At 56.2% G+C, this 26,271-nt stretch carries 22 protein-coding genes and 3 riboswitches; of the genes, 20 read left to right on the forward strand and 2 right to left on the reverse strand.

Annotated features, from left to right (window positions below):
* Positions 1–10 precede the first annotated feature (10 nt).
* The 12 genes from VL688_05240 (at position 11) to VL688_05295 (ending at position 17,793) form a co-directional block, all read left to right on the forward strand.
* Positions 11–4,666, forward strand: a complete 4,656-nt coding sequence (locus VL688_05240) for a hypothetical protein (protein ID HTL47449.1) — start codon at positions 11–13, stop codon at positions 4,664–4,666.
* 222 nt (positions 4,667–4,888) lie between these two features.
* Positions 4,889–5,464: a hypothetical protein gene (locus VL688_05245; GenBank protein HTL47450.1), complete on the forward strand. Its 576-nt coding sequence runs from the start codon at positions 4,889–4,891 to the stop codon at positions 5,462–5,464.
* Between the two features lie 3 nt (positions 5,465–5,467).
* Positions 5,468–6,697, forward strand: a complete 1,230-nt coding sequence (locus VL688_05250) for an outer membrane beta-barrel protein (GenBank protein ID HTL47451.1) — start codon at positions 5,468–5,470, stop codon at positions 6,695–6,697.
* Positions 6,698–6,804: 107 nt separating this feature from the next.
* Positions 6,805–7,371, forward strand: coding sequence for a polysaccharide biosynthesis/export family protein (locus tag VL688_05255; GenBank protein HTL47452.1), 567 nt, complete (start codon positions 6,805–6,807; stop codon positions 7,369–7,371).
* 9 nt (positions 7,372–7,380) lie between these two features.
* Positions 7,381–9,306 carry a polysaccharide biosynthesis tyrosine autokinase gene (locus VL688_05260; protein ID HTL47453.1) on the forward strand — a complete coding sequence of 642 codons (1,926 nt, stop codon included), beginning with the start codon at positions 7,381–7,383 and terminating at the stop codon, positions 9,304–9,306.
* Positions 9,303–10,547, forward strand: a complete 1,245-nt coding sequence (locus VL688_05265; GenBank protein ID HTL47454.1) for an O-antigen ligase family protein — start codon at positions 9,303–9,305, stop codon at positions 10,545–10,547. Before VL688_05260 ends, VL688_05265 begins: the two co-directional genes overlap by 4 nt.
* Positions 10,540–12,165 carry a hypothetical protein gene (locus tag VL688_05270; GenBank protein ID HTL47455.1) on the forward strand — a complete coding sequence of 542 codons (1,626 nt, stop codon included), beginning with the start codon at positions 10,540–10,542 and terminating at the stop codon, positions 12,163–12,165. Before VL688_05265 ends, VL688_05270 begins: the two co-directional genes overlap by 8 nt.
* Entirely contained in the window at positions 12,162–13,463 is a 1,302-nt protein-coding gene (locus tag VL688_05275) for a lipid II flippase MurJ (GenBank protein ID HTL47456.1), read from the forward strand. Before VL688_05270 ends, VL688_05275 begins: the two co-directional genes overlap by 4 nt.
* Entirely contained in the window at positions 13,460–14,662 is a 1,203-nt protein-coding gene (locus VL688_05280; protein HTL47457.1) for a polysaccharide pyruvyl transferase family protein, read from the forward strand. The genes VL688_05275 and VL688_05280 overlap by 4 nt, the downstream gene beginning before the upstream one ends.
* Positions 14,659–15,744, forward strand: coding sequence for a glycosyltransferase (locus VL688_05285; protein HTL47458.1), 1,086 nt, complete (start codon positions 14,659–14,661; stop codon positions 15,742–15,744). The genes VL688_05280 and VL688_05285 overlap by 4 nt, the downstream gene beginning before the upstream one ends.
* Before the next feature lie 11 nt (positions 15,745–15,755).
* On the forward strand, positions 15,756–17,018 hold the full coding sequence (locus VL688_05290) for an O-antigen ligase family protein (GenBank protein ID HTL47459.1): 1,263 nt from the start codon (positions 15,756–15,758) through the stop codon (positions 17,016–17,018).
* A complete protein-coding gene (locus tag VL688_05295) occupies positions 17,005–17,793 on the forward strand; it encodes a WecB/TagA/CpsF family glycosyltransferase (GenBank protein ID HTL47460.1) in 789 nt (262 codons plus the stop codon). Before VL688_05290 ends, VL688_05295 begins: the two co-directional genes overlap by 14 nt.
* Here VL688_05295 and VL688_05300 read toward each other — a convergent pair whose 3' ends face one another.
* Positions 17,794–19,227 carry a sugar transferase gene (locus VL688_05300; GenBank protein ID HTL47461.1) on the reverse strand — a complete coding sequence of 478 codons (1,434 nt, stop codon included), beginning with the start codon at positions 19,225–19,227 and terminating at the stop codon, positions 17,794–17,796.
* Positions 19,228–19,309: 82 nt separating this feature from the next.
* Positions 19,310–19,885, reverse strand: a complete 576-nt coding sequence (locus VL688_05305) for a transglutaminase-like domain-containing protein (GenBank protein HTL47462.1) — start codon at positions 19,883–19,885, stop codon at positions 19,310–19,312.
* A 53-nt stretch (positions 19,886–19,938) separates the two neighbouring features.
* Positions 19,939–20,029, reverse strand: a riboswitch (cyclic di-GMP riboswitch).
* A 61-nt stretch (positions 20,030–20,090) separates the two neighbouring features.
* A riboswitch (cyclic di-GMP riboswitch) is annotated at positions 20,091–20,181 on the reverse strand.
* 181 nt (positions 20,182–20,362) lie between these two features.
* Positions 20,363–20,507: riboswitch (FMN riboswitch) on the forward strand.
* A gap of 115 nt (positions 20,508–20,622) precedes the next feature.
* Between VL688_05305 and VL688_05310 the strand changes: the two genes are divergently transcribed.
* From VL688_05310 to VL688_05345, 8 genes are all read left to right on the forward strand, one after another.
* Positions 20,623–21,825 (forward strand): bifunctional 3,4-dihydroxy-2-butanone-4-phosphate synthase/GTP cyclohydrolase II, encoded by a 1,203-nt coding sequence (locus tag VL688_05310; protein ID HTL47463.1) that lies wholly within the window; start codon positions 20,623–20,625, stop codon positions 21,823–21,825.
* Positions 21,822–22,304, forward strand: a complete 483-nt coding sequence (ribH, locus tag VL688_05315) for a 6,7-dimethyl-8-ribityllumazine synthase (GenBank protein ID HTL47464.1) — start codon at positions 21,822–21,824, stop codon at positions 22,302–22,304. The genes VL688_05310 and ribH overlap by 4 nt, the downstream gene beginning before the upstream one ends.
* A gap of 42 nt (positions 22,305–22,346) precedes the next feature.
* A complete protein-coding gene (gene nusB / locus VL688_05320) occupies positions 22,347–22,802 on the forward strand; it encodes a transcription antitermination factor NusB (protein ID HTL47465.1) in 456 nt (151 codons plus the stop codon).
* A gap of 11 nt (positions 22,803–22,813) precedes the next feature.
* Positions 22,814–23,923: a bifunctional diaminohydroxyphosphoribosylaminopyrimidine deaminase/5-amino-6-(5-phosphoribosylamino)uracil reductase RibD gene (gene ribD / locus VL688_05325; protein ID HTL47466.1), complete on the forward strand. Its 1,110-nt coding sequence runs from the start codon at positions 22,814–22,816 to the stop codon at positions 23,921–23,923.
* Complete coding sequence (locus VL688_05330; protein HTL47467.1) at positions 23,923–24,564, forward strand: riboflavin synthase; 642 nt, start codon at positions 23,923–23,925, stop codon at positions 24,562–24,564. The genes ribD and VL688_05330 overlap by 1 nt, the downstream gene beginning before the upstream one ends.
* 99 nt (positions 24,565–24,663) lie before the next feature.
* The gene (locus tag VL688_05335; GenBank protein HTL47468.1) at positions 24,664–25,062 is read left to right on the forward strand and encodes an ATP-binding protein; all 399 of its coding nucleotides are present in this window, start codon (positions 24,664–24,666) and stop codon (positions 25,060–25,062) included.
* Positions 25,063–25,084: 22 nt separating this feature from the next.
* Complete coding sequence (locus tag VL688_05340) at positions 25,085–25,447, forward strand: STAS domain-containing protein (protein HTL47469.1); 363 nt, start codon at positions 25,085–25,087, stop codon at positions 25,445–25,447.
* Positions 25,448–25,471: 24 nt separating this feature from the next.
* The gene (locus VL688_05345; protein ID HTL47470.1) at positions 25,472–26,263 is read left to right on the forward strand and encodes an ABC transporter permease; all 792 of its coding nucleotides are present in this window, start codon (positions 25,472–25,474) and stop codon (positions 26,261–26,263) included.
* The last annotated feature ends 8 nt before the right edge of the window (positions 26,264–26,271 follow it).

A 26,271-nucleotide genomic window follows, 5' to 3' on the forward strand; every position in this document is an offset into this window, starting at 1 on the left:
GGGCGGTCTTGTGCTGCAGGTCGATAGCCCGAATGTGACAAGCGTCCTTTTGGAACTGACGGATGCCGCGGGCAAGAAAGATACGGCGCGTCTTGTGCAGGTGGATACGTTTGGCAAACGCTGGCTCATCCAGGGCAACGCCTTCTTCGGCATTGATCTGACGAAGATCCAGACTTTCAGCTTTGTGTTTGAAGGAGCTGGTGCGAAGACTCTTAATATCAGCTGGGGTAACTTTGACGCGACGTTAAAGATCGCGCCAGATGCCACGAAGACGGAAGCGGATATCACGAAGCTTCCGCTGCTCAGCACGGGTCAGAGGCCGTTCATCAATGGTTTTGCCAAGGCCGATGGAAGCCTGAGCACGGTTACCGTTCTGAGCGAAAATTTTGCCAAAATTCAGTATTCGGGTCAGAATGAAACCAGCTTCGGCGGCGCCTTCATCGCCTACGATGATCCGACCACCACCAATACGGAGACTTTCAATTATAACGCGGTGTTCCCGAACGGGGTCATCCTGCAAGTCGACAGCCCGAACATCACAAGTGTCCTTGTCGAAGTCGAAGACATCACGGGCAAGAAGGATACGGTTGAACTCGTGCAGATTGAGAATTTCGGCAAGCGCTGGGTGATTCCGGCGAACGGCTTCTTTAATATGGATATGGCGCATGTGAAGACGATGTCGTTTGTTTTCCTCGGCACGGGTCCTGCCACATTGAACCTTGTTTGGGGCGATTGGGCCTTTACGCCGCAAGTCCCGGGCACGCCTTTTAACGAAGCGGACCTGCATAACTTTGTCGAGCGGCCTGATGTCAATGGCTTCGGCGGTAACGTGGACCCGCGCAGAATTCCGGGCTTCATTACGCTCAACAAAGTCAATCCCAGGCAGTTCAATTTCACCTATGATCTTGTCGGTTCCCAGACCGCCTTTGTCGTGACTTCGATCACCAAAGGATTTTTCAACGGCAGCGGCGTGTTCCAAGGAACGCCGCTTTCTCTGCCCGCCAGCTTTACCATGGCCCTTCAGGGGGATTCCAGCGTGGGCGTGCCTCAGAAAGTCCGGGTGAACATTGTCGATACAACCGGTAAAAAAGTGACGCTCGAGCTCCTCATTACGTCGGATCTGAAGAATTATACGATCGATCTGACCAATCCTTCGTATGTGCCGAGCGGCTTCAACCGCGGCTCCATCGCTTACGTGGAACTGGTGGTCGATCGTGACCTCGCCGGCCCTGATGCCCGCCGAGGCAAAATCAACGTCCAGCTCAAGGGCACCTTGAACGTGGTGCCGCTTGTGAATGGCCAGACGTTCGATCAAAACGCCCTCCACGTCTTTAACGAAAAGCCTGACGTCAATTCGTTCGGCGGGGCGGTTGCGTCGAACCAGATTCCGGGATTCATTACGACTACCGTACGGAATCCCCGGGATTTTGATTTCGTCTACGATCTTATAGGCTCTTCCGGTGCTTTCGTGGTGACGAACATCACCAAGGGATTCTTTGACGGCAGCAATAATTTCCAGGGGACCTCGCTGGCGCTGCCGTCTGTACTGCAAGTCGCGCTGCAAGGCGATTCCGCCATCGGCGTGCCTCAGAAGGTCCGCATCAACGTGATCGACGTTACGGGCAAGACCGCCACGTTCGAACTTGTGGTGACTTCGACCTTACAGAATTTTTCTCTGGATCTTTCCAATCCTGATTTTATCCCTGCAGGTTTCGATCGCAGCCACGTGGCCCGCATCGAAATGATCGTGGACCGCGCTTTGGCGGGAGCGGATGCGCGCCGCGGTAAAGTGTACGTGAAGGTCGGCGGCATTCTGAATTTTATCCCGCAGGTTACGGGTCAGACCTTTGATCCCTCCACGCACCATGTGTTCAACGAAAAGCCGGATGTCAACGGATTCGGAGGCAATGTGGATCCCCGCCGCATTCCGGGCTTTATCACAACGGTGGTCCGTGGTCCGAAGGACTTTGATTTTACCTACGATCTGGGCGGATCTCAGACGGCTTTTGTGGTCGCGTCCATTACCAAAGGCTTCTTTGACGCGAATAACGTGTTTCAGGGCCAGACGCTCGCGCTGCCGCAGGTGTTGACGATGTCACTGCAGGGCGATTCCTCTGAAGGTGTTCCTCAGAAAGTACGCGTCACAATCACTGACAAGACGGGAAAGAAAGCGACGTTTGACGTGCTTCTGACGTCCAGCCAGCAGAACTTCTCATTTGACCTGAATAATCCGGACAATGTTCCGGCCGGCTTCAACCGCAACGAAGTGGCCCGAATCGAATTTGTCGTGGATCGGACGCTTGCCGGCGCCAGCGCGATTCGCGGGAAAGTGAAAGTGAAGGTCGGAGGCATCTTGAATTTCGTTCCTGTTCTTGACGGGCAGACGTTCGATGCCGCTGCCATTACGGCTCATGCGAATAATCCGAACGTCACTGCGACGGGATCCAACGTGGTTCCTAACCGTCCGGCCGGTGCCATCAGCCTCAATCAGATAAGCAGCGATGAATTCGAGTATGCGTACAACCTCCAGGCCAGCGATTCCGCCTTCACGTTTGTGAACATCAGCGGGGCGTCGCCGGAAACCTTGCCGGAGAGTTTCGTGATCGCAGCACGTGGGCACGAAGGGGCAAAAGTGAAAGTCGAAATCAAGGACATCAATGGCAAGCTGGCCACGTTTATTTTGAAATTGCGTCCCGCTTACCAGAATTACGTCCTGGATCTTTCGGCTGCCAATGTCGTTCCCGGCTTCGACCGTACGAAAATCGCTCAGGTCGTGTTTGTAGAAGACCGCAGTCTGGCGCCTGTTCCGCCGACGGATCTCGTGCAGATCATGACCAAGGGCGTGCATTTTACGCCTCCGCCTCCACTGGCTCCGGAACTTCTGGCCGTGAAAGCGGACCTCGTCAGTCGTGGCGTTGACTTCTTCGAAGTCGGCGCGGGCATCGATCCGACCACGCATTTTCCGTACGACGCCATCAACGATACAGGGGTTCTGGAAGACAATTCCAAATTCACGCAGCCCACGCTCATCGGTTTCTATCTTCAGATGCTTGCGGATGCCGTGAATGGCAAAATCGACTTCAATGGAAAAACGCAGACGCAGCTTCTGACCGAAATCAGTTTCGTGATGGATAAACTTTTAAGCGCTCAGACGCAATTCGGCTGGAATGGTCTTCTGCCTTTCCTGGATCTGCAGCCTTATGAAGCGAGCAAGAGCGAATGCGATGCCTCTCATCCCGGGACGGAAGTGTGCGTGGGGCTGGGGGACAATGCGAATCTCGCTCAGAGCCTGGCCGTCATGGTAGGCGCGCTCGAACGTGCCGGCCTCAGCGGCTCGAATCTGACGACTGCCAATTCCGTTGCTACGAAAGTCGAACAGTTCCTCGATAATCAGGAAGACGGCTATCAGGCGTTCGTCCATCCGATCTTCGGTGTGTTCCGCAGTTCGGTCAACACGGAAAATGGTAATTTCAATTCGTTCGTCGACCGTATCGGCGACGAATTCCGCGGAGCCGTGGCCTTCCTGAAGGTCAGATTCCCGAGCCTGCCCGATACGGTGTGGGACAACCTCGCGACCGTTGTTCGCACGTATCAGACTCAGGACGGGAAAAGCGTGACAAACCTCGCGGCTTTTGACGGAAGCATGTTCCAGATTTATTGGCCGAGCTTGCGCAACAACGAACGGGACTTCATGGGATTCCGCAATGCCCTTTACAATCAGTTCGTCGCGCATTCGGACTTTGCCTCAAAGTTCCGGATTCCCGGCTTCTTGTCCGCCGCGGAAACCCCGGACAATCACGAATATGTCGGCGATCTCGGCGTTCGTGAAATCGCGGAATGGGCTTTCTCGGATCCCGTGAACGGTCTGCTCCTCATGGATACCGGCTCGACCTATGCCCTGGCCTCGGCTTTCCAGGCGGCGCCCGAAGAAACGATGACCTGGCTTAAAGCCATCAGTGAAATCCAGGGAATCAAGGGCACGTACGGTATTCTCGACAGCGCTCGTTCGGCCACGGAAATTGCCAAACGCTGGCTGGGCATCGACCTTGCCTCGACTGTGCTCGGCCTTACCGGAGCCGGTCCCGACGATTTCGAAACTTATCTCCGCAAACGGGGATTGGAGCTCAACTACAACCTCCTTTACGACGAAAAGAGCAGCGCTCTGGGAATCAACAAGACGAGCGGTACGATCACGGCACCGCCGCAATTCCCGGACCGTTCTTTCGGCGTCTTAAGGAATTCTCACATCTCCAGTATCGAGAATTTCCATCTCACCAATGAAGCCGACAACGACTTCCGGCAAGGAGCTCACTTCAAATTTGGACAACTGCCCTCCGGCTTCGGCGGGGTGGTCTTCCATATGAACGCTCCGTTCAACGCAGTTTCGAGCCAATTGGTCATCCAGTATTCTGTGAAAGACAATCCGGGACCGATTAAGCTGGAATTCCAAGATGCTTCAGGCCAGAGCCTCTTCACGAAGATGGTCAGCCTGCAGGATCAGACTAATTCCAGGGCCGTTCAGAAACTGACTGTCGATTTGCCCAATGATCCGGCGCTTGCAAACGTGGCCAAGGTGGTTGTGATCATCGAACAAGGGCAGTCGGGCGGAGATACGAGCGGAGAGTTCCTTTTCCATGCCATGGATTTCCAGCATGTGAGTTCATAAAGGGAAATTCGCGCTTTCCAACCCCCATCAAGAAAAGCCGTTTTAAGCCGATGAATGCTTGGGTTAAATCGGGCAAAAGACCTCCTCAATTCCTCAGGGATGGGGAAGGGATTCTTTTCTTAACCCATTTCAATTCAAGGGCTTAGATTAAATACTAACCCGGCCGTCGCCTTGCAAGTCGCGGTTCCGTCACGTATACTTTTTTCAAAAGGGGATATCACCATGAAAAAATTTTCGATTTGGGGTCATTTCGTCCTTTTCATCGCAAGTCTTGTCTTCCTTCCCGCCATGGCCCAGGCCGCGATCGTCGTTGACGCCAATTTCCAAGGCACGCTCGTCATTACGACTCCTGAGGGTGAAATCAACCTCGTCGAGCCGGGAGACGCGATTCCGGAAATCAAATCGGGTTCGATCTTGGAGGTCTTTGACGGCCAGTTCAAGGTTACGACGGCTGAAGGCGACAACGTTGAACTTTCCTGCCTGGAAAATGATGCCTCTGCTTCAGGCGCCTCGGCTTTAGTTCTCGCCTGTGGCGACAATGCCGGTTCTCTCAAAGTCGAAACGGGCAATGCGACTATCGTGGACCCGAGCGGGCAGCAGATCCAGGTTCCTGCCGGCACCACGCATGAGATTAAATTGACGGTGACGGAAGAAGCGGATGCAACGGCGGCCGGCGATGAGATCGGAACTTCGATCGACAATCCGGGCGCTGACGTCGACAGCACGAACATCGACGCTACCGATGCGAATGCGAACGTAACGGACAACCAAGAAAACCCTTCAACAGCCTCTTTGTAAACCGTGCAAAGAATTTTACGCTGGATAGTTTTCACATCACTCGCATGGGGCGTATTCGCTCCCTATGCCCGAGCTGATTTCCAGCTGACGGACGCCATCAAAGAATTCGGAGAAAGGCGTTTCGTCGATCTTCCTCCTGCCCGCCTCAAAGCCGGCCCCGTCATCGTCCATCCTTCCATGCGTAATAAGGTGGAGTACGACAGTAACGTTTTTCTGGAAGACACGGACGGCAAAAAAGATACGATCTTCGAAGTTTTGCCCGGTGTGGTCCTGGATCTGCCCGTCAATAAACACCGCGTGACCGTGGGCTATGAAGCGGACATGGAATTCTTTGGCAAGGGGCGAGACCGGACCCAAAACGATCAAAATCAGAATTTTTTTACTCTCGCCAATTTTCATTTTACGAACGGGTATGTAAACGTCCTCGAGCAGCTTTCGGAAACTTCAGGCCGCGCGGGAACGACCTTTACTTCCCGCATCCCGCGATACGATCAATCGATTTATCCAAAGATCGGGTACCGCTGGAAACGCCTCATCTTCGAAGAAGGGTTCCGCCATCAGGTCCGGGATTTCCGCAGGCAGGTCGACGATTCCCTCGACTTTCAGTTCACCGAGTGGACGAGCGTCATTTTTTACGATTTGTTCGCGCGACTCAAGGCTCTCGTGGAATACCAGCTGGCGCAGATCGACTACGATGACAGCCCTACGCGGCAAGGAACCTTCAACCAGTTCCGCATCGGTCTGGAAGGGCAACCCCTGCCTAACCTGACAACGAAAATTCGTATCGGCCCGCAGTTCCGAAATTATCAGACCAGCAGCAAGCCCGATTTCTATTCCTGGGTGGCGGATATGTCTGTGGAATACCAAGTGCGAAAGAACTGGAAGGTCAGCTTGGACCTCACCCGCAAAGCCGTGGAAGCTACTTTCTTTGACATTGCTTACTATAAGCAGCATCTGGCCGGGGTGGGCATCGCCTACCGGATCCGTCCGGCGTGGGAAGTCTTTACCAAGACGCGTGTTTACCGCCAGGATTATGCGGAAAGGGCCACCGTCGGCAGCCAGACGGGTTACAGGCACGACCGGTATTTCAATATCAAGACGGGCCTGCGCTATGAGCCCCGCGACTGGATGCAGTTCGAGCTGGCCTATGAGCTCGCCAGACGCCATTCCAATTTTTCGACTTTTGGTTATACGGACCATATCATTTCCCTATCGTCAGCCCTCCTTTATTAAGGGCAATTTACTTTTATTCCGTCCTGCCGTTAATTAATTTTTGAGGTATTGAAATGGGAATCGTATCGAAGATTGCCGCTAACATAAAAGAGCAAAAGGCCTCATTCATGATCATTCTGGCCTTTCTGTTGTCTGCCATTTTTTGCCCTCCGAGCCAGGCTGCGAAGAAAGAAGTCGATTCTCAAAGCTATAAGATTGGGGTCGGCGACCTTTTAGGGGTCGAAGTCTATGACGAGCCGGATTTGACCAAAGAAGTCCGAGTTCTGACGGACGGTTTTATCTCATTCCCGCTGCTGGGTTCGATCCAGGCCCAAGGCAACACCGTGCGTAAGCTTGAAAACATGATCCGCGATAAGCTTGCCGCCAAATACCTTGTGAATCCGCAAGTCACCGTCTTTGTCAAAGAATTCAGCAACGTGTTCGTCTCAGGCGAAGTCAAAAATCCCGGGCCGTTTCCCATTTACGGCACGCTGACGGTTTTCGAGGCCATTACGCTCGCGGGTGGATTTACTGAAGTCGCCAACCCGTCAAAGGTCCGCATTCTTCGCAATGAAAAAGGCCATGAGACGAGTTTCGAAGTGGACATGCTTCGATTCACCAAAAAGGGCGATTCGTCGCAGGACATGGAGCTGCAGGCTAATGACCGCGTCATCGTGCCCAGGAGCTTATTCTAAAAGGAAATCATGACCGAACTTTTAACGCACGGCGAAGTCCATCTTCAGGACTACCTTTACATCCTGCGTAAAAGGGCGTTCGTCATTTTTGCGACGTTTGCCCTCATCGTCTGTGCCGGCGTCTACCTGACCTTTCGCGCCCAAATCCTTTACAAAGCGACGACGACCATCATGATCGAAAAAGAAAACCCGAATGTCGTCGACTTCAAAGAAGTCATGGCCTTCGATTCTTCTTCGACGGATTATTACCAGACGCAGTACCAGATGCTGAAAAGCAGGTCTCTTCTGGAAGAGCTTATTGAAGTCGAGCGTCTCGACGAAGATCCTTACCTTCGCGGCATGAGAAAGGGAGGCCTGAAAAAACTCATCAAGCGGCAGAAATTCCTTGCGGGCCTTCTGGGACCGTTCCTTCAAGAAAGGTCTCTCTCTTCGCTCATCGACAAGCGGATAATCTCAGTAGACCCCGTGCGCAATTCCCGGCTCGTGTATGTCAGCATGACCCATCCGGACCCAAAAAAAGCGGCGCGCATGGCCAATTCGCTGGTCAATCTTTTCATCAAGCGCAACCTTGAGAATCGCTTTTATATTTCCAAACAGGCCACAGAGCTGTTGTCCGGCCAGCTGGAAGAACTCAAAGTCAAAGTTTCGCTCGCGGAAAAGAATCTGCAGACCTACAAGGAAAAGCACGAGCTCATCAACATTCCTTCCATCCGCGAAAAAGACGACTTCCTGCAAGAGGCCCGCCTCGAGCTCGTCAAGATGCAGGCCGAGCAGGCAAGGATTGCGACGCGTTATCTGCCCGCGCACCCCAAGTATATCAACATCAAGTCCCAGATCGATGCATTGAAGGGGAAGATCGAGGAAGAAGAAGCGAAAAAACTGAGCCTCGGCGCCGTGGCGATCGATTATGCCCAGCTGGAGCGTGAGGCCGACAGCGCGCGGCAGATTTATGAGACGCTGCTGTCGCGCTTCCAGGAAATGCACAGCGAGGCTAAAACTCAGGCCAGCAACGTCATGGTCGTGGACATGGCGCAGCCTCCGGAACGGCCGTTCAAGCCGCGGCCTTTCCTCAATCTGATGATCGCCGTCCTCTCGGGCATTTTTTTCGGCATTATCCTGGCGTTTTTCTTCGAATATCTGGACGCAACCATCAAGGTCCCGGACGACATCGAAAAAGGCCTCGGGCTGGAACTTTTCGGAATCATTCCCAAGTCCGCCAAGGACAAAAACGGCCCCTTGGGCGGCGAGATCTTTCTTTCCACGGGAAAACCTTCGCAGGCGACGGAAGCTTTTCGCGCGCTCAGGACCACGCTGCTTTTCAAGCTGCGCCATATCACCGGCTGCCGCGTCATCGTGGTCACAAGCCCGAATCCCTCGGAAGGCAAAAGCACGGTCAGCCTGAATCTCGCGGCGGCCTTCGAACAAAATCATCTGAAGGGCCTGCTGATCGATTCCGACCTCCGCAAGCCCAAACTCCATTCCCGCATCGGCGTCGCGCATGACAGCGGCCTCACCGACATCCTCGAAGGCAAGGTCAAACCGGACGACGTGATCCAGAAGAACGTCCAGGGTGTGGGTTTTGACTTCCTGACTTCGGGAACGCATTCCAACCGGCCAACGGAACTGCTGGGCGGACGCTCCATGGCGGCCTTCATCGAGGATATGAAGAAGCAATACGACGTGATCATTATCGATTCGCCGCCTTTTCTGGCCGTTGCGGACGTCGCCGTCCTCAGCGAATACATGGATTCCATGATCGTGGTCACGAAATACCAGCAGACCGAGAAGCGGCACCTCAAGGAAATCAAACGACGTTTCGCGGAACTCCGCAATAAGATCGTGGGCGTCGTGATCAACCAGGTGAGCGTGCAGGAACGCGATTATTATTACCACCAATACTATTATTACGGCTACGGCGATGCGGCAAAAAAATGAGCGCCGCGCGTACGCTCGTCCTTGAAGCCGGAATTGTCTTCGGTGTTTTTTTTGCTCCTCTGGCCTTCGGCGCTGTTTACCCCTGGGGCGTCCTGGCTCTCTCCGCGCTGTTCTTTCTTCTCTTTTGCCTGAATTCCGACACGCTTCTTCAGTTCCCTTCGCTGCCCGGCTATTTTCGTTTTTCGATTCTTCTCGTGCTGGCGTGGGTTCTCGTTCAGACGCAATTTTTTTCCGTCAGCCCGCAGCAAAGCCGGCTTGAACTTCTCCAGTGGCTGTCGTTCGCGGCGCTCTTCATGCTCTGCCTCAAACTACCGAGGACAGCCGTAATCTGGATTTTCTTTTTCATCGTCCTGGCCGGAACGCTGGAATCCGTCTACGGCCTCTACGAAGTCCTATCCGGCAAGGAAATGATCCTCTGGCATTCCAAGGAATACCACCGCGGCTTTGTTACGGGCACTTACATCAACCGCAACAATTACGCGGGATTCATGGAAATGGCGCTGGGCGTGCATGGCGGCCTGATGCTCCGGGCCTTTCACAAGAAACAGGGGAGTTTCGGCGCAGTCCTGCTTCTTCTGCTCGGCGTGTCCATGTTCGGCTTGATCAAAAGTGGCTCGCGGGTCGGCCTCATGGGCTTTCTCCTTTCGATCGGTTTTCACTCGCTTTTTTTGTGGAAAAAAAACGTCAAGGGATGGTTTGCGCTGCTCTTTATCCTGCTCGCGTGCCTGGGCGCCGGGGCCGCGCTGGGATGGAGCACGCTGTCCGCGCGCTTTCTGGAATTCGGAGCTTCTCTGAAGACTCTCGACGGGCGATTGATTGCCTGGCACGACATGATCCCGATGCTGCGGCGCTATGCTTTAACAGGAACGGGCCTCGGAAATTTTCAGTGGGTTTTTCCCGCTTATCAATCCGACCGGCTGCTTTACGGCTGGCAGCACGCGCACAACGATTACCTGGAGCTCGCCGCGGAGCTCGGCGTGCCCGCGGCCGCGGTCTTGATTACATCTTTCCTTTCTTTATGGGGGGCTTCCCTATCCCAGGCTGACCGCAAGGATTTTTCGTCATTCGTCCTGGTTCTTGGGGGATTGGCGGGAGCGGGAAGCGTGGCGCTGCATGGATTTTCCGACTTCAATTTTGCCATTCCGGCCAATGCGATGACGTTTGTGCTCATCCTGGGCCTGGTCACGCGCCTGCTCCAATTCAACCGGCAAAAGATTTTGATCAAAAAAAATTATGATTAAATACCCAAACATAGCCGTTGCGGCCGCGAGCGTTATTTCCGGGCTTTTATTTCTGCTTTGTTCGAGCCTGACATGGGCCGGTGTTTACGCTTACCAGGGATCGCTCGCCTTTAAAGCGGGTGATTACGAGACCGCCGAGACGCTGTTCGACAGGGCCTCGGCTTTAGGGTGGAGCGATCCGACAAGCCTTTACGAAGAGGCGCAAAGCTTCTGGAAAAAAGGGCTGGCGAAGAAAGACGTTCAGTCGATCGGCCGCGCGCGTGACAAATTCAGGGAAACCGTGCGCTGGGTGCCCGTTTTCAGTAAGGCGCGGCTTTTGCGGCTGCAGGCCGAGGCTAAAATGGCCGCGCTGGAAAAACGCCCGATAGACGCCGCAGCGTGGGCGTCCTGGGAAAAGGAAATCGAATCCATCGTCGACGAACAACCCAACAATGCCTGGATCAACTACATGGCGGGAACATTTCTGCTTTCCCGCGGGGGAGCGCTGGATCCGGAGGAACAACTCCGCGGCGCCGCCTTGCTCAAAAGAGCCGTCGATATTTATCCCGAGCATTACACCAAGCCCGCATTGTCTTTCCTCTGGCCGCAGCTGCATGACGATGCGCTGCTTCGCAGCGTTGCAGGCGACGGCTTTGCCGCGCTCGCGCGGCTGGTTTCCTTTTATGAGCAGCGTCATTTGTGGAAGCAATGGCATTACGCCTATAGCGATTATCTCGAAAAACGCCGCGGGGAATACAAGCGCCTGACCGGTGAAGCCCTCGCACTCATGAAAACGGGCGCCTTCGCCGCCGCCGCGATAAAGTTCCGCCAAGCGGCCTGGGTTGATCCCGCGCCCGCGATGGCCAAAGCAGGGGAGGCCGTCGCGATATTTCATGAAGACGAAGTTCTGACCCAGCACGCGCGGGAATGGATCCGGGAAGGCCTCGAGGAAGAAAGCCTGGACGGCCTGGAGGAATTTTTGGAACCGCTCGTACCCCGTTTCAAAGATCCTTACCTGAAAGGCCTCTATTTCAGCCGGCAGGGAAATCACGAAAAAGCGCTGGAGTCTTTTGATCAGGCCGGCGAAGGCGGCAAATATCGATTTTGGTACAAGGCTAAGTCGCTGGCAGCTTTGGACCGGCGTGAAGAAGCGGTCAAACTGCTGGCAGGCCGTATGGCCGAAAAAAAGGCCGGGCTGCGTGAGCTGCTGCTGCTGGAAGCCTGGGCTCCGGATCCCGAAATGAAGGCCCTTGCGTCGGCCGCCGTGCAGGCGGGGGAAACCCGCTCGCTCGGCCCCCAGGCCTGGCAATCCAAGGCCTTCCGCCAAGGCATCTTGAACGGTCCGGGAGAGGCCGGCGCGGTCGTGGCGCTGGAACCTGGCCAAGCCTCGATATGCGTGGCCGCCCGTCAACCCGAAGCGGCCGGAGCCCCGGGCGCTTTGCTTTTCCGGCTGGGCGCGGAAATCGTGGGAACGGGATATGTCCAGGGAACCCGGTGGCAGCCGGTTTGTTTCGAGGTTCAAACCGCGGGCGGAAAATACTGGCTCAGTGTTTCGCTTGCCGGCGCTGCAGAAAAAACGGGTTCCAGCGTCCAGCTCGGGGCCCTTCGGGTCAAGTCAGGTCAGGAAGTAACCACATGAACCTCAGTCCTTTTTTGCTTACGCCATTTTTTGTGATCATCGGGCGCTCCGGCGGGCTGATCGTCCCGTTTTTCATCGCGCACTTCTACGGCGTCAGCCGCGAAACCGACGCCTTTTTCTTCGCCAACGGCATCATCATGTTCCTGTGGGGCGTTTTCCAGCAGGTTTTCGAGACCGTGCTTCTGCCCTACCTTGCCGAGCAGAAAAGAAAGAGCGCGGGACACATGTTCTTTTTCGTGAGGCGGGTTCTTTACACGGTGCTGCCTCTTCTCGCCCTGGTCTGCATCGGCCTCAAATTTTTTCTGCCGCGGCTTTTGAGCGCGACAAGCGGTCTCGATCCGGACATGGCCAGCCTGGTCACCCTGATCTACACTTTTTTAGTGCCGTTCCTCCTGATGACGGTTTTCGTTTCCGCGGTCAACGGCATTCTGAATACTTACAAGGTCTTCTGGTTTCCCGCGGTGTCGCCGCTGATCCGGTCGCTCGTCATCGTGGCGTTCATGTTCCTTTTCCACGACAAACTCGGCATTCATGCGATCAGCGCGGGGTTTGTGGGCGGCGAATTCCTGCGCTGGGCCGTGAGCCTTTACCTGCTTTTCCACCTGGGCCTCTGGACGGGCAAGAATCTGGCGGCTCCTTCCGACGGCCAGGGGGACGCGAGGAGTTTCTGGGGCCAGTCCGTTTACCAGGTCTTCGCCCTGGGCGCTGTCCAGCTGATTCCCTTGCTGAACCAATGGTATGCCTCGTGGCTGGGCGTGGGGGATTTGAGCATGCTGAATTACGCAGATCGTCTCTATCAAATCCCTTTCCAGCTTTTTCTGGCCGGGCAGTCCCAGATTTTCCTCTCGCATTGGGCCGACAGTTATTACGAACAAAGCAAGACCGACTTCCGGCGCCGCGTCCAAAGGGACATGGCGGTCACCTTGGGCGTCGTGACCCTCTTCGCCGCGGGCTGCTGGCTCAGCCGCGGCCTCCTCGTTCGCCTTTCGCTCGGATTCGGGGAAGTGAAGGGAGCTTCTCTCGAGTCTATTTCGTCCCTGTTCGGTGTCCTTATCATGGGATTGGCTCCAGCCGTCATCAATACGCTTTTGCTGCGAGTCCTGTTCGTCATGCGCCAATCCGCGGGATTCATGGCTCAGTCGGTCATCAAGCTGGGGCTGCAGCTTTTACTCAACGGCCTTCTGATGAAAGTCTACGGCCTGCAGGGCATTGCCATCGCCACGATGCTGAACGTGACGGTGACGACCCTCGGCCTGTACGCCTACATTTTATTTTTGTGGAAGCGGCAAAGCGTATGAAAAAAATCCTTGTTGCCAATCTTGCTTCGCCCGCAAATCCCGGAGACCAGGCCATCCTGAAAGGGACGCTCAAGCTCTTCCGGGAAGTCTGGGAGCAACCGGCGGTTACGCTTTCGACGCGCGCTTTTTCTGAAAAAGCGGTTTATGAAGCCTGCGGATGCCGCGTTGTGCCCAGTTATCCGGATGTCGATTGCCTGAGTATGGATGATTCCCTGGGCAAGATGATGCGCATTCCCCAGGCGCTGTTCCGGCCCGGGCTTTTGCGGTCCGCGGTGCGGGAATCTGACGCGGTTTTCCTCGCGGGAGGCGCTTACTTCTATTCTTACCGTTCCTGCCTGCCCGGGCTGACCTACCTGGCCCATTTGAGCGCCGCCTGCTGGGGCCGCCGCTTTCATAAGCCTGTGATCCTGCTGCCGCAGTCCTACGGACCGTTCCGCTCCGGGCTGGCAAAGAAATTTTTTGACGATGTCGTGGCCGCGGCCAAAACCGTTTTCTACCGTGAAGAAATCACGGGCAATTTTTTGAAGCGCGAATATCCCGCGCACCAGAAAAAATTTCATTTCCTCCCCGACCTCGCGCTTTTCCTGACCCGGGAAGAACTTCTCGGCGCCAGCGCCTTGCCGCCGCGCGGCCGGACGATCGGCGTGACGCTGCGGCCCTGGGAAGCGGGGAAAAAAAACGTCGAAGACTATATCCGCATTTTATCCGGCCCTCTCTATGCACTGGCCGCGTCTGAAAACGCGAAGGTCCGCATCATCGTGCAGGTCCAGGACCGCAAACGGGGAGAAGGGGACGAGGCTGTTTCGCGGCTTCTGGAAACGCGGCTGAAGTCTTCACTGGGCCCGGAACGGGTGGAGTTTTGTACGGCGCAGCCCTATTTCGGCCTCCCGGACTTATGCCGGCTTTACGCGGAATGCGACCTCATGATCTCGATGCGGCTTCATTCCGCGCTTTTGTCTTATGTCGTGGGCACTCCGGCGGTCGTGGCCGGATATCAGCACAAGGCCGAAGGCATTCTGAAGTCCCTGGGACTCGAAGGCCTTTACCTGGGCGGGTTCGACGAGTTGGAAGACGGCGCATTCAAGAACCAGTTGGAAGCGGTATGGAAAGAGCGCGCGATGTGGTCCGAACGGATCGCGCAGGCGCTGGCCAAGGCGCGGATGCTCATCCTGTCGCGATTCAAGGAGCTTGCCGCATGAAAATCCTCTACGCCCATCTTTATGATGCCCGGTACAGCATGGGAGGCGCCGAAAAAGTGCTTTATGACCTGGCCGTGACCATGAAAGAGCGGCGGGGCCACGAGGTGTCGTGCGCCGTGAATCCCGGCCAATTGGCCAAGGCACTCAGGCATCGCGGCATCGAAGTCCGGGAAATCGCGCTGGAAAAATACAAAACGCTCAAGACGCTGGAGGAATTGCGGCGCATGATTCGGGAAATCTCGCCGGACGTGATCCATTCCCATCACCGCTTCACGACGTTCCTGCTGGATGTTTTTTTTAAAAGGAAAATCCCGGTCATTCACACCGAGCACGTTTTGAGAAACGATAAAAAGTTTCTGTTCCGTGCCGGAACCATGGCCACGGCCGTGCACGAAACCGTCGGCAAGAATTTGATCCAGGAATTCCGGGTGCCCTCGGACAAAGTGCGTGTCATTCCCAACGCGGTCCTTCCTTGCTATCCGAGAAGGGACATTTTGCCCGAGCTGCGGCGCGCTTATCCCCGCCGGGAAGGAGAAGTCTTTGCCGCGTTTACCGGCCGGCTGGAAGAACAGAAAGGCCACCGTTATCTCATTGCCGCGGTGGCGCGCCTCGCGGCGGGAGAAAAAAAACGCCTTCGTATCTTCCTGCTGGGAGACGGAAGTCTGGAGCCCGCCCTCAAGCAGCAGGCGAAGGACGCGGGCGTGACCGACAATTTCGTTTTTCTGGGGCATACCGACCGGGTCGCGGAATTTCTGGCGCTGGCGGATTTCTTCGTGCTTCCCAGCCTTTGGGAAGGCATGCCGCTGTCCGTCCTTGAAGCCTTCAGCGCGGCAAAGCCTGTGCTCGCTACGGACATTCCGGGAACGCGGGAGCTGATGGACGCCGCCACGGGGAGGCTCGTGCCCGCGCGTGACCCCAAGACGCTGGCCGCAGCCCTGTCCGAATGGATCAACGCGCCGGGACTCTTGAAACCGCTCGGCGAAACGGCTTTTAAAAAATGGCAAAAGGAATACGCCTTTGACGTGATGGTCTCTCGTTACGAGGACCTTTATAAGGAAATGGCCGCGAAAGGAAAATCGTGAAAGATCCGCTTTTGAAAAAATGGCGTTGGGTGATGATGGGCGCCGGCGCCTGGTGGCTGATGGGGCTGAACCTCTTTGTGTACCACCTCTCCGCCTTCGGCCTTTTCATGGAGGCCATTCACCGGAAGAACCGCCAAAACGCCGGGGTGTACATGCCTGCGTCGGCGAGGTTCCTTGTGGCCATTGCCGTCATTTATTCTTTTTCGATCGTCATCCACCTGTCCAGCGCCGACTCAAGCCGCATTGTCGCGGCCGTCTATAACCTCAGCTTCTGGATTATGGGCGCGATGATCGTCGTGGTCATGGCCAACAATTTCCGGTCCGAAATGATTCCTGACATCCTGGACGGCTTTTACGCCCTTTCCTTTTTTGTCGCCGTGGTTTCTTTTTTGATCCTTGCGGCCTGGATGAAGGGCATCCGGGACGTCACTCTGCCTTCGCCGTTGTATGGGCTGGCCAGCCATCTCGGGGACACGAATCTCGTCAAAGACTCGCTGCTCATCCGGCCGCTCATGTGGGACTGGTTCGCGTCCGTGTCCCGCCCGCGCTTCAATGTTTTTTCGCCTTATCCGACCGCGGCAGGCGGCTGCATCATGATCATCCTCCTTATGATCCTGACCCGCGCGGTGCTCCTGCATAAATTGAAAAACGCGGTTTTCATCGGCGTCTTTGCCCTGAGCTCGCTGGGTTTTCTCATGACACTTTCCCGCATTTCGATCCTCGCATTTTTGGTCGCGTTTTTCGTGGTTTTCCTGGTCGAGAAAAAGAATTTTGTGATATGGCTTCTGGGCCTCGTCTTCGTGCTGGTGATCTGTTATCCGCTGCTCGAAAGCCTGACGCAATGGATCATGGGACTCCGCGAGGGCAGCACCTCGATCCGCTTCCAGCTCTACCGTTACAGCCTGGAACAGCTGCATGACGCGGACTGGATTTTCGGGCTCGGTATCAAGCCGCGCGAAAACATTTTCGCCATCCCGCTGGGATCGCACTCCACGTACATCTCCCTGCTTTTTAAGACCGGAATCATCGGGACGACCGCGTTCGTATCGTTCCAGGCGTGGCTGATGATGAAATGGTTCCGCCTGCGCCTGATCGTGCGGCGCAAGAGGGAGCTTTTCCTTTTCTGGCGGAGCATCGGGCTGGTGCTTGTGGCCATGAGCCTTTGGATGGCCACCGAAGACATGGACGCGCCTCAATGCCTGGCCTTCCTGTACTTTTCCATCATCGGTTGCTTCGAAGGTTTCCGAAGGGAATGCCTGTATGGAAAATCTTAAGATCGCGGCCAAAGAGCCTGAGGATCTCCGCCTGTTCGACGTGCCCCTCCACCGGGTCGGCGTCGGAAGGCTGCACGCCTTCATTGAAAAGACCGCGCTCGAAGGCACGAAGGCGCTCATCTTGAACGTGAACATCCACTGCATGGTGCTGTCTTTCAAAAACGCGTGGATGCGGGAAATCCTCAATCAGGCGCAGATGATTTATTGCGACGGGGACGGCGTGAAGGCCGGCTTGCGGATCCTCGGCATGGACACGCCGCCGAAAGTGGCGTTTACCCGATGGATCTGGGATCTCGCCGCCTTTGCCGAGCGGAAGCAGCTCCGGCTTTTTTTACTCGGCGCAAAGCCGGGCATCGCGGAAAAGGCGGGGGCCTGCCTGAAGGCCCGCTTCCCGAAACTCGAGATCGCGGGCGTGCACGACGGCTACTTCAAAAAGGAAGGGCCGGAAACCGAAGACGTGATCCGGCAGATCAATGCCTCGGACGCGAACATCCTGATCGTGGGTTTCGGCATGCCGATCCAGGAACGCTGGCTTTACGACAACTGGCACAAGATCGACGTGAACATTTTCCTGCCGGGCGGGGCCGTGCTCGATTATGCTTCCGGCATGCTGGGCCAGGCGCCTCGCTGGATGATCCAGTGGCACTTGGAATGGCTGTTCCGGATTTACGAAGATCCGAAACGTCTTTTCTGGCGCTACGCGTACGACATTCCGGTGTTCTTTTCGAAGATTCTTTTGACTAAGGCCGTCCGGGTTTTGGGAAGGGAAAAGTAGTTATTTCGCGCCGATCCCGAAGATCACGATCGGGATGGTCTGCAGGAAGAGCCTCAGGTCCAGCCAAAGCGACCAATTATCGATGTACTCCAGGTCCAGCTTCATCCACTCGTCGAATTTCACAATTTTGTTCCTGCCCTGAACCTGCCACAGGCATGTGAGGCCCGGACGCATGCTGAGGCGCCTGCGCTGCCAGGGTTCGTAGCGCTTGACCTCCGCGGGAATCGGGGGGCGGGGGCCCACGAAACTCATGTTGCCTTCCAGGATGTTGAAGAGCTGCGGCAGCTCGTCGATGCTGAACTTTCTCATCCATTTTCCGTATTTGATGATTCTGGGATCGTTGGTCATCTTGAACGCGGGTCCTGACATTTCGTTGTGCTGGCGCAGGGCCTCGAGCTTTTTCTCCGCGTCGACCACCATCGTGCGGAATTTGTAAACGGTGAAAATCCGGCCGTTCAGGCCGCAGCGCGCCTGTTTGAAAAGAATGGGTCCGCCTGAAGAAAATTTGATGAGGAGCGCCACAATCGCCAGGAAAGGCAGCAGAACCGCGATGGCCACGGCCGAGAGCACTGTATCCAGCACGCGCTTGACGATGAGCTGCCAGAGATGGTCGGACGTGGTCTCGAAGGTCAGAAGCGGAAAGTGATGGATCTCCCGCTGCACGGCCTTGGCGAATTTGACGTTGAAAAGGTCCACGGCGATGCTGACCCGTTTTCCCAGCTGCTCGCAGTAAAGGATCGAATCCTCGATTTTGCCCAGCCAGCCGCGCGGCACAACGAAGACCACTTCGTCGATGACCAGTTCTTCCAGGAGATGCGGGATGTCGGACAAAAGCCCCAGGACTTTTTGCCCCTCAATCGTCTGCCATTTGAGCCGCGGGTCCTCGTCGACGAGCCCGACGATTTTCAAGCCCCATTCCGGATGATTGTGGACCATTTTAATGAAGGATGCGGCGCGGCTGCCGGTCCCGATGAGCAGCAGGTAGCGCGTGAGAAATCCTTTTTTGCGCAGGCTGCGCAGGATCTGGAACATGACGACGCGCTCGACGCAGAGAAAGGACCAGGCGAAAAAGGACACCATGCTTACCATGATGCGGCTCACGTACTGGAGTTTCAGCAGGTAGGCCAAGCTTCCGAACAGCAGCGTGGCCATGAGCGCGGCGCGCGTGATATCGAGGAGCACGACCAGGAGGTTCTGCACCCGCAGCGGCTGGTAAGCCCCGGCCGCGGCGAGGGTAATCATCCAGATCGCGAGCATGTAGGGCAGGAGCGTGATGTATTTCGAAAGGGGATAAGTCCTGCTTACCGATTCAAATTCCAGGAGAAAGCCCCAGTGGTTCCTGAGGTAATGTCCCAGAAGGAAAGCGGACGTAATGAGCAGGAGGTCGGCGATAATGAGAACGCGTGTATAAACGGCTTGATGTTCTTTAAGCACTGCTAAACCCCAGGATGGGTTGGGAAAATCATTTTATTATCGGCTATCCGGGACATTTGTTCGGCGGTATTTATCAGGGGGATTAAAGGGAGCTGGCAAAGGCCCGGCCGATCTTCGCCTCGCGCTCGAACTTCTTCAGGATGCAGCCTTTGTTCGATTTGCCGGCCTTGGCCACAATGGCGCCTTTTTTCCACTGCGGGTAGATCTCGTTCATGAGCGACGGAAGATCGTTGGCATTGATCCGTTTTACGTCCGTGCCGTCCATCGCGTTGTACTTGCCGTTCTCCACGAACACGCAGATCGTGTGGGCAAATCCGGAACCGTAGATGTTCAGGAGGAACGTCTTTTTTCCCTGCTGCTTCAGGATCTCGCTGGCAAAGAGAGCAAAATCTTCGCAATCGCCCGCCTTGTTCTCCATGAATTCCTCGGGGGACTGCCAGTATTCGGCCTTGCCGAAATTGCTCTGGTCGTTTTCGTAACGGAAATTGCGCCACATGTACTTGGCGAGATCTTCGGGGGTGCTGAGCTTCGTCGTGAGAGTTTGAAAATCGAGGGAAGGGTGGCTGAAAAGTTGGGCTTCCGCATTGGAAGTACGAACAGTAGATACCATTACTGTTAAAGCTGCGATCGCCCATACAGTCGCGATGTATTTTTTCATGCCGAACCCTCCCCTCGAAACTCGAGAGGTTCTGATTCGGCCAAATCACAGGATTTGGCGGCCCAGCCATACCTTAGGCCTTGCGGCCCAGTCGTATCTGCGGCTTTGCGTCCTCCGGTTACCCGGAGTTTGCCGCCTGCCGGCACTGTTTGATTGGCAGGCTCCGCTTGATTAGAGCGGATTTGTCATTCCTAATCCCGATGGATTTGGCGGCCCAGCCATACCTTAAGCCTTGCGGCCCAGTCGTATCTGTGGCTTTGCGTCCTCCAGTTACCTGGAGTTTGCCGTTGTCAGAATCCTCGGTATATTAAAGATCAATTACTTTACTTCTCTTAATCAAAAGGTAGCATATGATCGCTCTTAGTCAATCTTGACTAAAAGTTGCTATATGTCTGTAAGTTATTGGATTTAAGCGGGTTAAGACTTTTTATGGGAGAAAGTTAATTGACTTCGGCGAAGCTGCCTGATAGGATACCTCCTAATCTTCAGGGCAGGGTGAAAGTCCCTACCGGCGGTAATGTCCCTTCCAAGGGATTTAGCCCGCGACTCCCGGCAAAACGCCGGGACTGAATCCTGTGTGATCCAGGTGCCGACGGTAAAGTCCGGATGGAAGAAGATGGATCCACCGCAGGGAGAAGCGTCCGCTTCTGATCCAAAGGATTTTCTCCTGCGTTGAGTCAGGCCGTCTGCCCGAAGATTCAATCTTCGGGCTTTTTTTTTGAGCCCCGCGAGGCCAAATGAAATTTAATACGATTCCGGAAATCATCGAAGACATCCGTCAGGGCCGCATTGTGATCATGGTCGATGACGAGCAGCGCGAAAACGAAGGCGACCTCATTTTCGCCGCGTCGCAGGTCACGCCCGAAAAAGTCAACTTCATGATCAAGCACGGGCGCGGACTCATCTGCGTTCCGCTCGCGGACGAAAAAATCGAAGCGCTCGGCCTCAAGGAAATGACCGAATCCCTGCAGGACACCTTCCGCACCGCGTTCACCACTTCCGTGGACGCGCGCTCCGGCATCACGACCGGCATTTCCGCTTTTGACCGCACGCGTACGATCGAGGCGCTTGCCGAACCGCAGGCAGGTCCTGCCGACATCGTTTCGCCCGGCCACATTTTTCCGCTCCGCGCCAAGAAAGGCGGCGTGCTCATCCGCGCCGGACACACCGAAGCTGCGGTGGACCTCGCACGGCTCGCGGGACAGACACCCGCCGGCGTCATCTGCGAAATTATTTCCGAAGACGGAAAAATGGCGCGGCTTCCGGAGCTTTTCGAATTCGCGAAAAAGCACGGCCTCAAGATCGGCACGATTCAGGAGCTTATCGAGCATCGCCGGCGCTTTGACCGCATCGTGGACAAGGTGAGCGAAGCCACGATCCCCACGGTTTTCGGGGAATGGAAGATCATGCTCTATCGGTCTCTGGTCGACGGGCGTGAACACGTCGCGCTCGTCAAAGGAAAGATGGACGATTCGCCCACGCTTGTGCGCATGCATTCGGAATGCTTCACCGGCGACGTGCTCGGTTCTCTGCGCTGCGATTGCCAGGATCAGCTCATGGCGTCCATGGAGCGCATCGAAAAAGAGGACAAAGGCGTGATTGTTTATCTCCGCCAGGAAGGGCGCGGCATCGGGCTGGCCAACAAACTCAAGGCCTATGCGCTTCAGGAAAAGGGCATGGACACGGTTGAAGCCAATGAAGCCCTCGGCTTCAAGCCCGACCTTCGCGAATACGGCACCGGTGCCCAGATATTAAAAGATCTCGGCCTTTCCAAACTCCGGCTCATGACGAACAATCCCCGCAAAATCGTGGGGCTGGAAGGTCACGGCCTGCACGTCGTGGAGCGCGTTGCTCTTCAGGTCGAGCCTAATGTCTATAACGCGAAATACCTGATGGCCAAGCGGCAGAAGCTCGGCCATTATTTCAACCAGCATTCATGAAATCGTACCGCGGACGTTTCGACGCGAAGGGCCGGCGCTTCGGCATCGTCATCGCCCAGTTCAATGAGTTCATCACCCGGCGTCTGCTGGAAAGCGCGCTTGTCACGTTCGAGCAGGCAGGGGTCCCGCGGAAAAAGATTCCCGTGGTGTGGGTGCCCGGCGCGCTGGAAGTCCCGTACTTCTGCCAGAAGCTGGCCTCGCGCGGACGCTTTGACGCAATTGTCGCGATCGCCTGCATCCTGCGCGGCGATACGTATCACTTCGAATGCGTGGCGCTGGAAGTCACGCGCGGAATCGCCCAGGTCGCGCTGGAAAAAAAAGTTCCCATTGCGACGGGCGTGATCACGGCGGACACGCTGGAGCAGGCCATCGACAGGGCGGGGCTGAAAGCCGGAAACAAAGGCGCCCAGGCGGCGCTGGCCGCTTTGGAAATCGCGGACCTTGACCGCCAATTGACAACCGGACAAAAGAGGAGATGAGAAAAGCGGACCGTTGCGGATGCCGCTCTTTTCTTACGTGGGATGCGTAAAAGAACCCAGGCTCGTGAATATGCCCTCCAGATGCTCTACCAGTACGAGCTCAACCCCGAGCCTCTCGACAAACTCTTCGTCCACTTCTGGGACCAGAACCCCGACCCTTCCGACGAGACACGCCTTTTCGCCCAATCGCTGGTGAAAGGGACGGTCGATAACCTCGAAAAAATCAATGAAGTCGTGGCCAAGTACGCGGAAAACTGGGACATGAACCGTATGGCCGTCATCGACCGCAGCATCCTCCGGTTCGCGACGTACGAGCTTTTGTTCCGCGAAGACATTCCGCTCAAAGTTTCCATCAACGAGGCCGTGAACATCGCCAAAAAATTTTCCCAGGAAGATTCCGGAAAATTCGTCAACGGCATCCTCGACAAAATCAGCCATTCCGAAAAACCGCGCGACCGTCCTCCTGCTGAAAGCGGCGTCGCGGACCCGGACGATTGACGGGACAAGCCATGGCCCGCGGCGCCGGTTTTCACGAATCCTGGATGGAAAAATGCCATGCCCTGGCGGAGCTCGGCCGCGGCGCGGTGAGCCCGAATCCTCTGGTCGGAGCCATCGTGGTCAAAAACGGCCGTGAGATTGCCCGTGGGCATCATGCCTATTACGGCGGGCCGCACGCGGAAGCGGAGGCGCTTCGTAAGGCCGGCGCCCGCGCCAAAGGAGCGACGCTTTACGTGACGCTGGAGCCCTGCGCGACCTGGGGCAAAACGCCGCCTTGCATGCAGGCCGTGGCAGGTGCCGGCATCAAGCACGTCGTCATCGGCATGAGCGATCCCAATCCCGCGAATCACGGAAAAGGCATTCGTTTTCTGCGCCGCAGAGGCATCCACGTCACGACCGGCGTCCTCGAAGAAAAACTCCGCGGGCAAAATGCCGCCTTTTGCCGCTGGATCACGACGCGGCTGCCCTGGGTCGTGCTCAAGATGGCGCAGTCGCTTGATGGAAAAATCGCGGCGCCGGACGGTTCTTCGCGCTGGATTTCCTCGCCTGCCTCCCGCGAGTGGGTCCATCATCTGAGGTCGGGCGCGGATGCTATCCTGGTGGGCAAAAATACCGTGCTGATGGACGATCCGCTGCTCAGCCCGCGCGTTCATGTGAAGAACCAGCCGCCGCATAAGCCGCTGCGCGTGATCCTGGACCCGCGGATGGAAGTTTCGCCGCGTGCCCGGGTTTTCACGGGCGAGCAGCTCACGCTGCGCGTGGTGACGAAAAATGTTGCGCGCCGTCCGCGCCACTCGAAGGCCCGCAGATGCGGCGAGCTTCTGCTTCTGGCGCGCGAAGAAAAGGGGCGGCTCGACGTGAAGGACATTGTCTGCCAGCTCGGCGCCATGGGCGTAGCGGCCCTCCTGGTGGAAGGCGGGGGAGAGACCGCCTGGGATTTCCTGCGCGCGGGACTCGTGCAGAAAGTTTACTGGGTCGTGGCGCCCAAAATCATCGGCGGCCGGGCCACTAAGACTTCGGTTGAGGGCGACGGCGTGCGCCTTCTGAACAATGCTTTCAAAATTAAAAACCTCACGTGCCGGCCGCTGGGCGAAGACTGGCTGTTCGAAGGGGAGCTTTGATGTTTTCGGGAATCGTACAAAATCAAGGCCTTGTCACGAGGAGGCGTGACGCTTCGGGACAGGCTCGGTTTGCCTTTCGTTTCAAGCGGCGGGAAAAAGGGATTGCGCTCGGTGAAAGCATTGCCGTGGACGGCGTCTGCCTCACGGTCGCCAAAAAGACAAATTCGGGTTTTGAAGCGGATGTCATGGCGGACACCTTGAACGTGACAACCCTCTCGGGCGTTCAGGCGGGCGGCCGGGTCAATCTCGAACGGGCGCTGCGCGCGGGGGACCGCATCAGCGGCCATTACGTGACAGGACACGTGGACGGGGTGGGCCGCATCCGCAAGATCGCGCGGGCCGGGAAAAACCGCCGCTTTTTTGTTGAGGCCGGGCCTGCGATCTTGAAATACGCGGTCCTCAAAGGCTCCATGGCCCTGGACGGCGTCAGCCTGACGGTCCAGGAAGTAAGCCCCGGCGGCTTCTGGGTGGCCCTTGTCCCGCATACACTCGCGGTCACGACTCTCAGGGAAAAAAAAACGGGGGACGCCGTCAACCTGGAAATCGACCTCATGGCGCGGTATCCGGAGACGGAACAAAAGCCCGGAAAATGGCGGCCGTCGGGGCTGTCGGTAAAGGCCCTCAAGGCCCAGGGGTTTTGACAGAACCGCACCGGACTTGCGGAGTGCATGACGATAGCGTAGAATCCCTCTGCTCTCAGGTCGAAAGCCTAACAGTCTTCCAAAGGAGCCGACGGGCGGATGGAAAAAAAATTCGAGCTCAAATCCTGTTCGCATGATCTGGCCCAATTCCGGCAGCAGCTCAAGGAGCTTTTGTCCGGCGCCGGCTTTAACGAAAAAAAATCCGGTGAAGTGACGCTTGCCGTGGATGAGGCGCTGACAAACATCATCCGTCACGGGTACGGGCACGAAAAAGGCAGGGTGGAAGTCGCTTTTCACGATTATCAGGACCGCGTCGAAATCCGCATCCGGGATTTCGGCAAGAAATTCGATCCGACGAAAGTTGCCCCGCCGAAACTGCCGCCCACGAAACCCGGCGGGCTCGGGATTTATTTCATTCATACGCTGATGGACAAGGTCGAATACCAGTCCCTGGCGCCGGACACGAACGAACTTCATCTGACCAAGATGAAAATTTAAGGACGGAAAGAAGGTACTGCCCATGAAAATTGCCTATCGCCAGCAGGACGCGGTCGAGATTTTTGAATTAGACGGGGAAGTGGATTTTCATTCCTCTCCGGAGCTGCGCGATAAGCTGCAGGCCCAGGTACAGAAGCGCGCCGACAAGATCCTGATCTGCCTCAAAAAAGTGAAATACATCGACAGCTCGGGCCTTGCCACGTTCGTGGAAGCGCTGCAAAAGGTGAAGCGCTATAACGGGCAGCTGGTCCTGAGCGGGCTTGCTCCCGCCGTCCGGAGCGTGTTCGAAATCGCGAAATTGGACAGCGTCTTTTCGCTCGCTCATACTCAGGAAGAGGCCCACGCTCTTCTTGTCAACCCCAAAGGCCTTGCGCCGGAGGCCTGATACTCCCGCCTGCGCTGGAAAATCATGAACGAATTTTTTGGAAAGGTCGGACAATCCGCCGCGTTCGTCATGTCAGGCGTGGCGCGGCTTGGCGGTCTTTTCCACGAAGTTTTCGTTGCCATCCTTAATTGTTTCCGCGTTCCGATCCGCGTCCGCGCTGTTTTCGAACAAATGCTCCTGGCCGGGGTGGACTCGCTTCCTATTATATGCCTGGTTTCCGCCTCCGTTGGCATGGTGCTCGCCCTCCAATCCGCGTACCAGCTCAAGGAATTCGGCGCCATTCTCTATACCGGCAGCCTGGTCAGCGTTTCCGTCACCCGGGAACTGGGGCCGCTGGTTGCGGCGATCGTCATCTCAGGCCGCATCGGAGCCCGAATGGCCGCGGAACTGGGCACCATGAAAGTCCAGGAAGAAGTCGACGCGCTCGTGACCATGGGCCTGAATCCCATTCGTTTTCTCGTGGTGCCACGCGTCATCGCCATGGTTGTCATGCTGCCCTGCCTTACCGTGATCACGGACCTTACTGCCATGCTCGGCGGTTATCTGATCGGAACTTACGGCGTGCACATCAATCCCGATCTTTACATCGCGAAAAGCATCGAGGCCATGGTCCTGAAAGACATTTATACGGGGACTTCCAAAAGCGTGATTTTCGCGGCGCTGATCGCGCTCGTAAGCTGCCATCAGGGGCTTTCCGTGGAAGGCGGCGCCGAAGGCGTGGGCAAGGCCACCACGCAGGCCGTCGTGACCTCCATCGTCCTCATCATCGTGGTGGACTGCCTGGCCACCGCTGTTTTCTATTACGCGTTTCCATGAGACCGGAA

Source organism: Verrucomicrobiia bacterium, from assembly GCA_035495615.1.
Lineage (GTDB): Bacteria > Omnitrophota > Omnitrophia > Omnitrophales > Aquincolibacteriaceae > DATJFP01.

Bases quoted from the DNA above. Each gene is read 5' to 3' on its own strand.
- VL688_05310 (HTL47463.1), top strand. From the start codon at position 20,623: ATGAAATTTAATACGATTCCGGAAATCATCGAAGACATCCGTCAGGGC.
- VL688_05285 (HTL47458.1), top strand. From the start codon at position 14,659: ATGAAAATCCTCTACGCCCATCTTTATGATGCCCGGTACAGCATGGGA.
- VL688_05330 (HTL47467.1), top strand. From the start codon at position 23,923: ATGTTTTCGGGAATCGTACAAAATCAAGGCCTTGTCACGAGGAGGCGT.
- ribH (HTL47464.1), top strand. From the start codon at position 21,822: ATGAAATCGTACCGCGGACGTTTCGACGCGAAGGGCCGGCGCTTCGGC.
- VL688_05305 (HTL47462.1), bottom strand. From the start codon at position 19,885: ATGAAAAAATACATCGCGACTGTATGGGCGATCGCAGCTTTAACAGTA.
- VL688_05260 (HTL47453.1), top strand. From the start codon at position 7,381: ATGACCGAACTTTTAACGCACGGCGAAGTCCATCTTCAGGACTACCTT.
- VL688_05335 (HTL47468.1), top strand. From the start codon at position 24,664: ATGGAAAAAAAATTCGAGCTCAAATCCTGTTCGCATGATCTGGCCCAA.
- nusB (HTL47465.1), top strand. From the start codon at position 22,347: ATGCGTAAAAGAACCCAGGCTCGTGAATATGCCCTCCAGATGCTCTAC.
- VL688_05255 (HTL47452.1), top strand. From the start codon at position 6,805: ATGATCATTCTGGCCTTTCTGTTGTCTGCCATTTTTTGCCCTCCGAGC.
- ribD (HTL47466.1), top strand. From the start codon at position 22,814: ATGGCCCGCGGCGCCGGTTTTCACGAATCCTGGATGGAAAAATGCCAT.
- VL688_05345 (HTL47470.1), top strand. From the start codon at position 25,472: ATGAACGAATTTTTTGGAAAGGTCGGACAATCCGCCGCGTTCGTCATG.
- VL688_05265 (HTL47454.1), top strand. From the start codon at position 9,303: ATGAGCGCCGCGCGTACGCTCGTCCTTGAAGCCGGAATTGTCTTCGGT.
- VL688_05295 (HTL47460.1), top strand. From the start codon at position 17,005: ATGGAAAATCTTAAGATCGCGGCCAAAGAGCCTGAGGATCTCCGCCTG.
- VL688_05340 (HTL47469.1), top strand. From the start codon at position 25,085: ATGAAAATTGCCTATCGCCAGCAGGACGCGGTCGAGATTTTTGAATTA.
- VL688_05275 (HTL47456.1), top strand. From the start codon at position 12,162: ATGAACCTCAGTCCTTTTTTGCTTACGCCATTTTTTGTGATCATCGGG.
- VL688_05280 (HTL47457.1), top strand. From the start codon at position 13,460: ATGAAAAAAATCCTTGTTGCCAATCTTGCTTCGCCCGCAAATCCCGGA.
- VL688_05270 (HTL47455.1), top strand. From the start codon at position 10,540: ATGATTAAATACCCAAACATAGCCGTTGCGGCCGCGAGCGTTATTTCC.
- VL688_05245 (HTL47450.1), top strand. From the start codon at position 4,889: ATGAAAAAATTTTCGATTTGGGGTCATTTCGTCCTTTTCATCGCAAGT.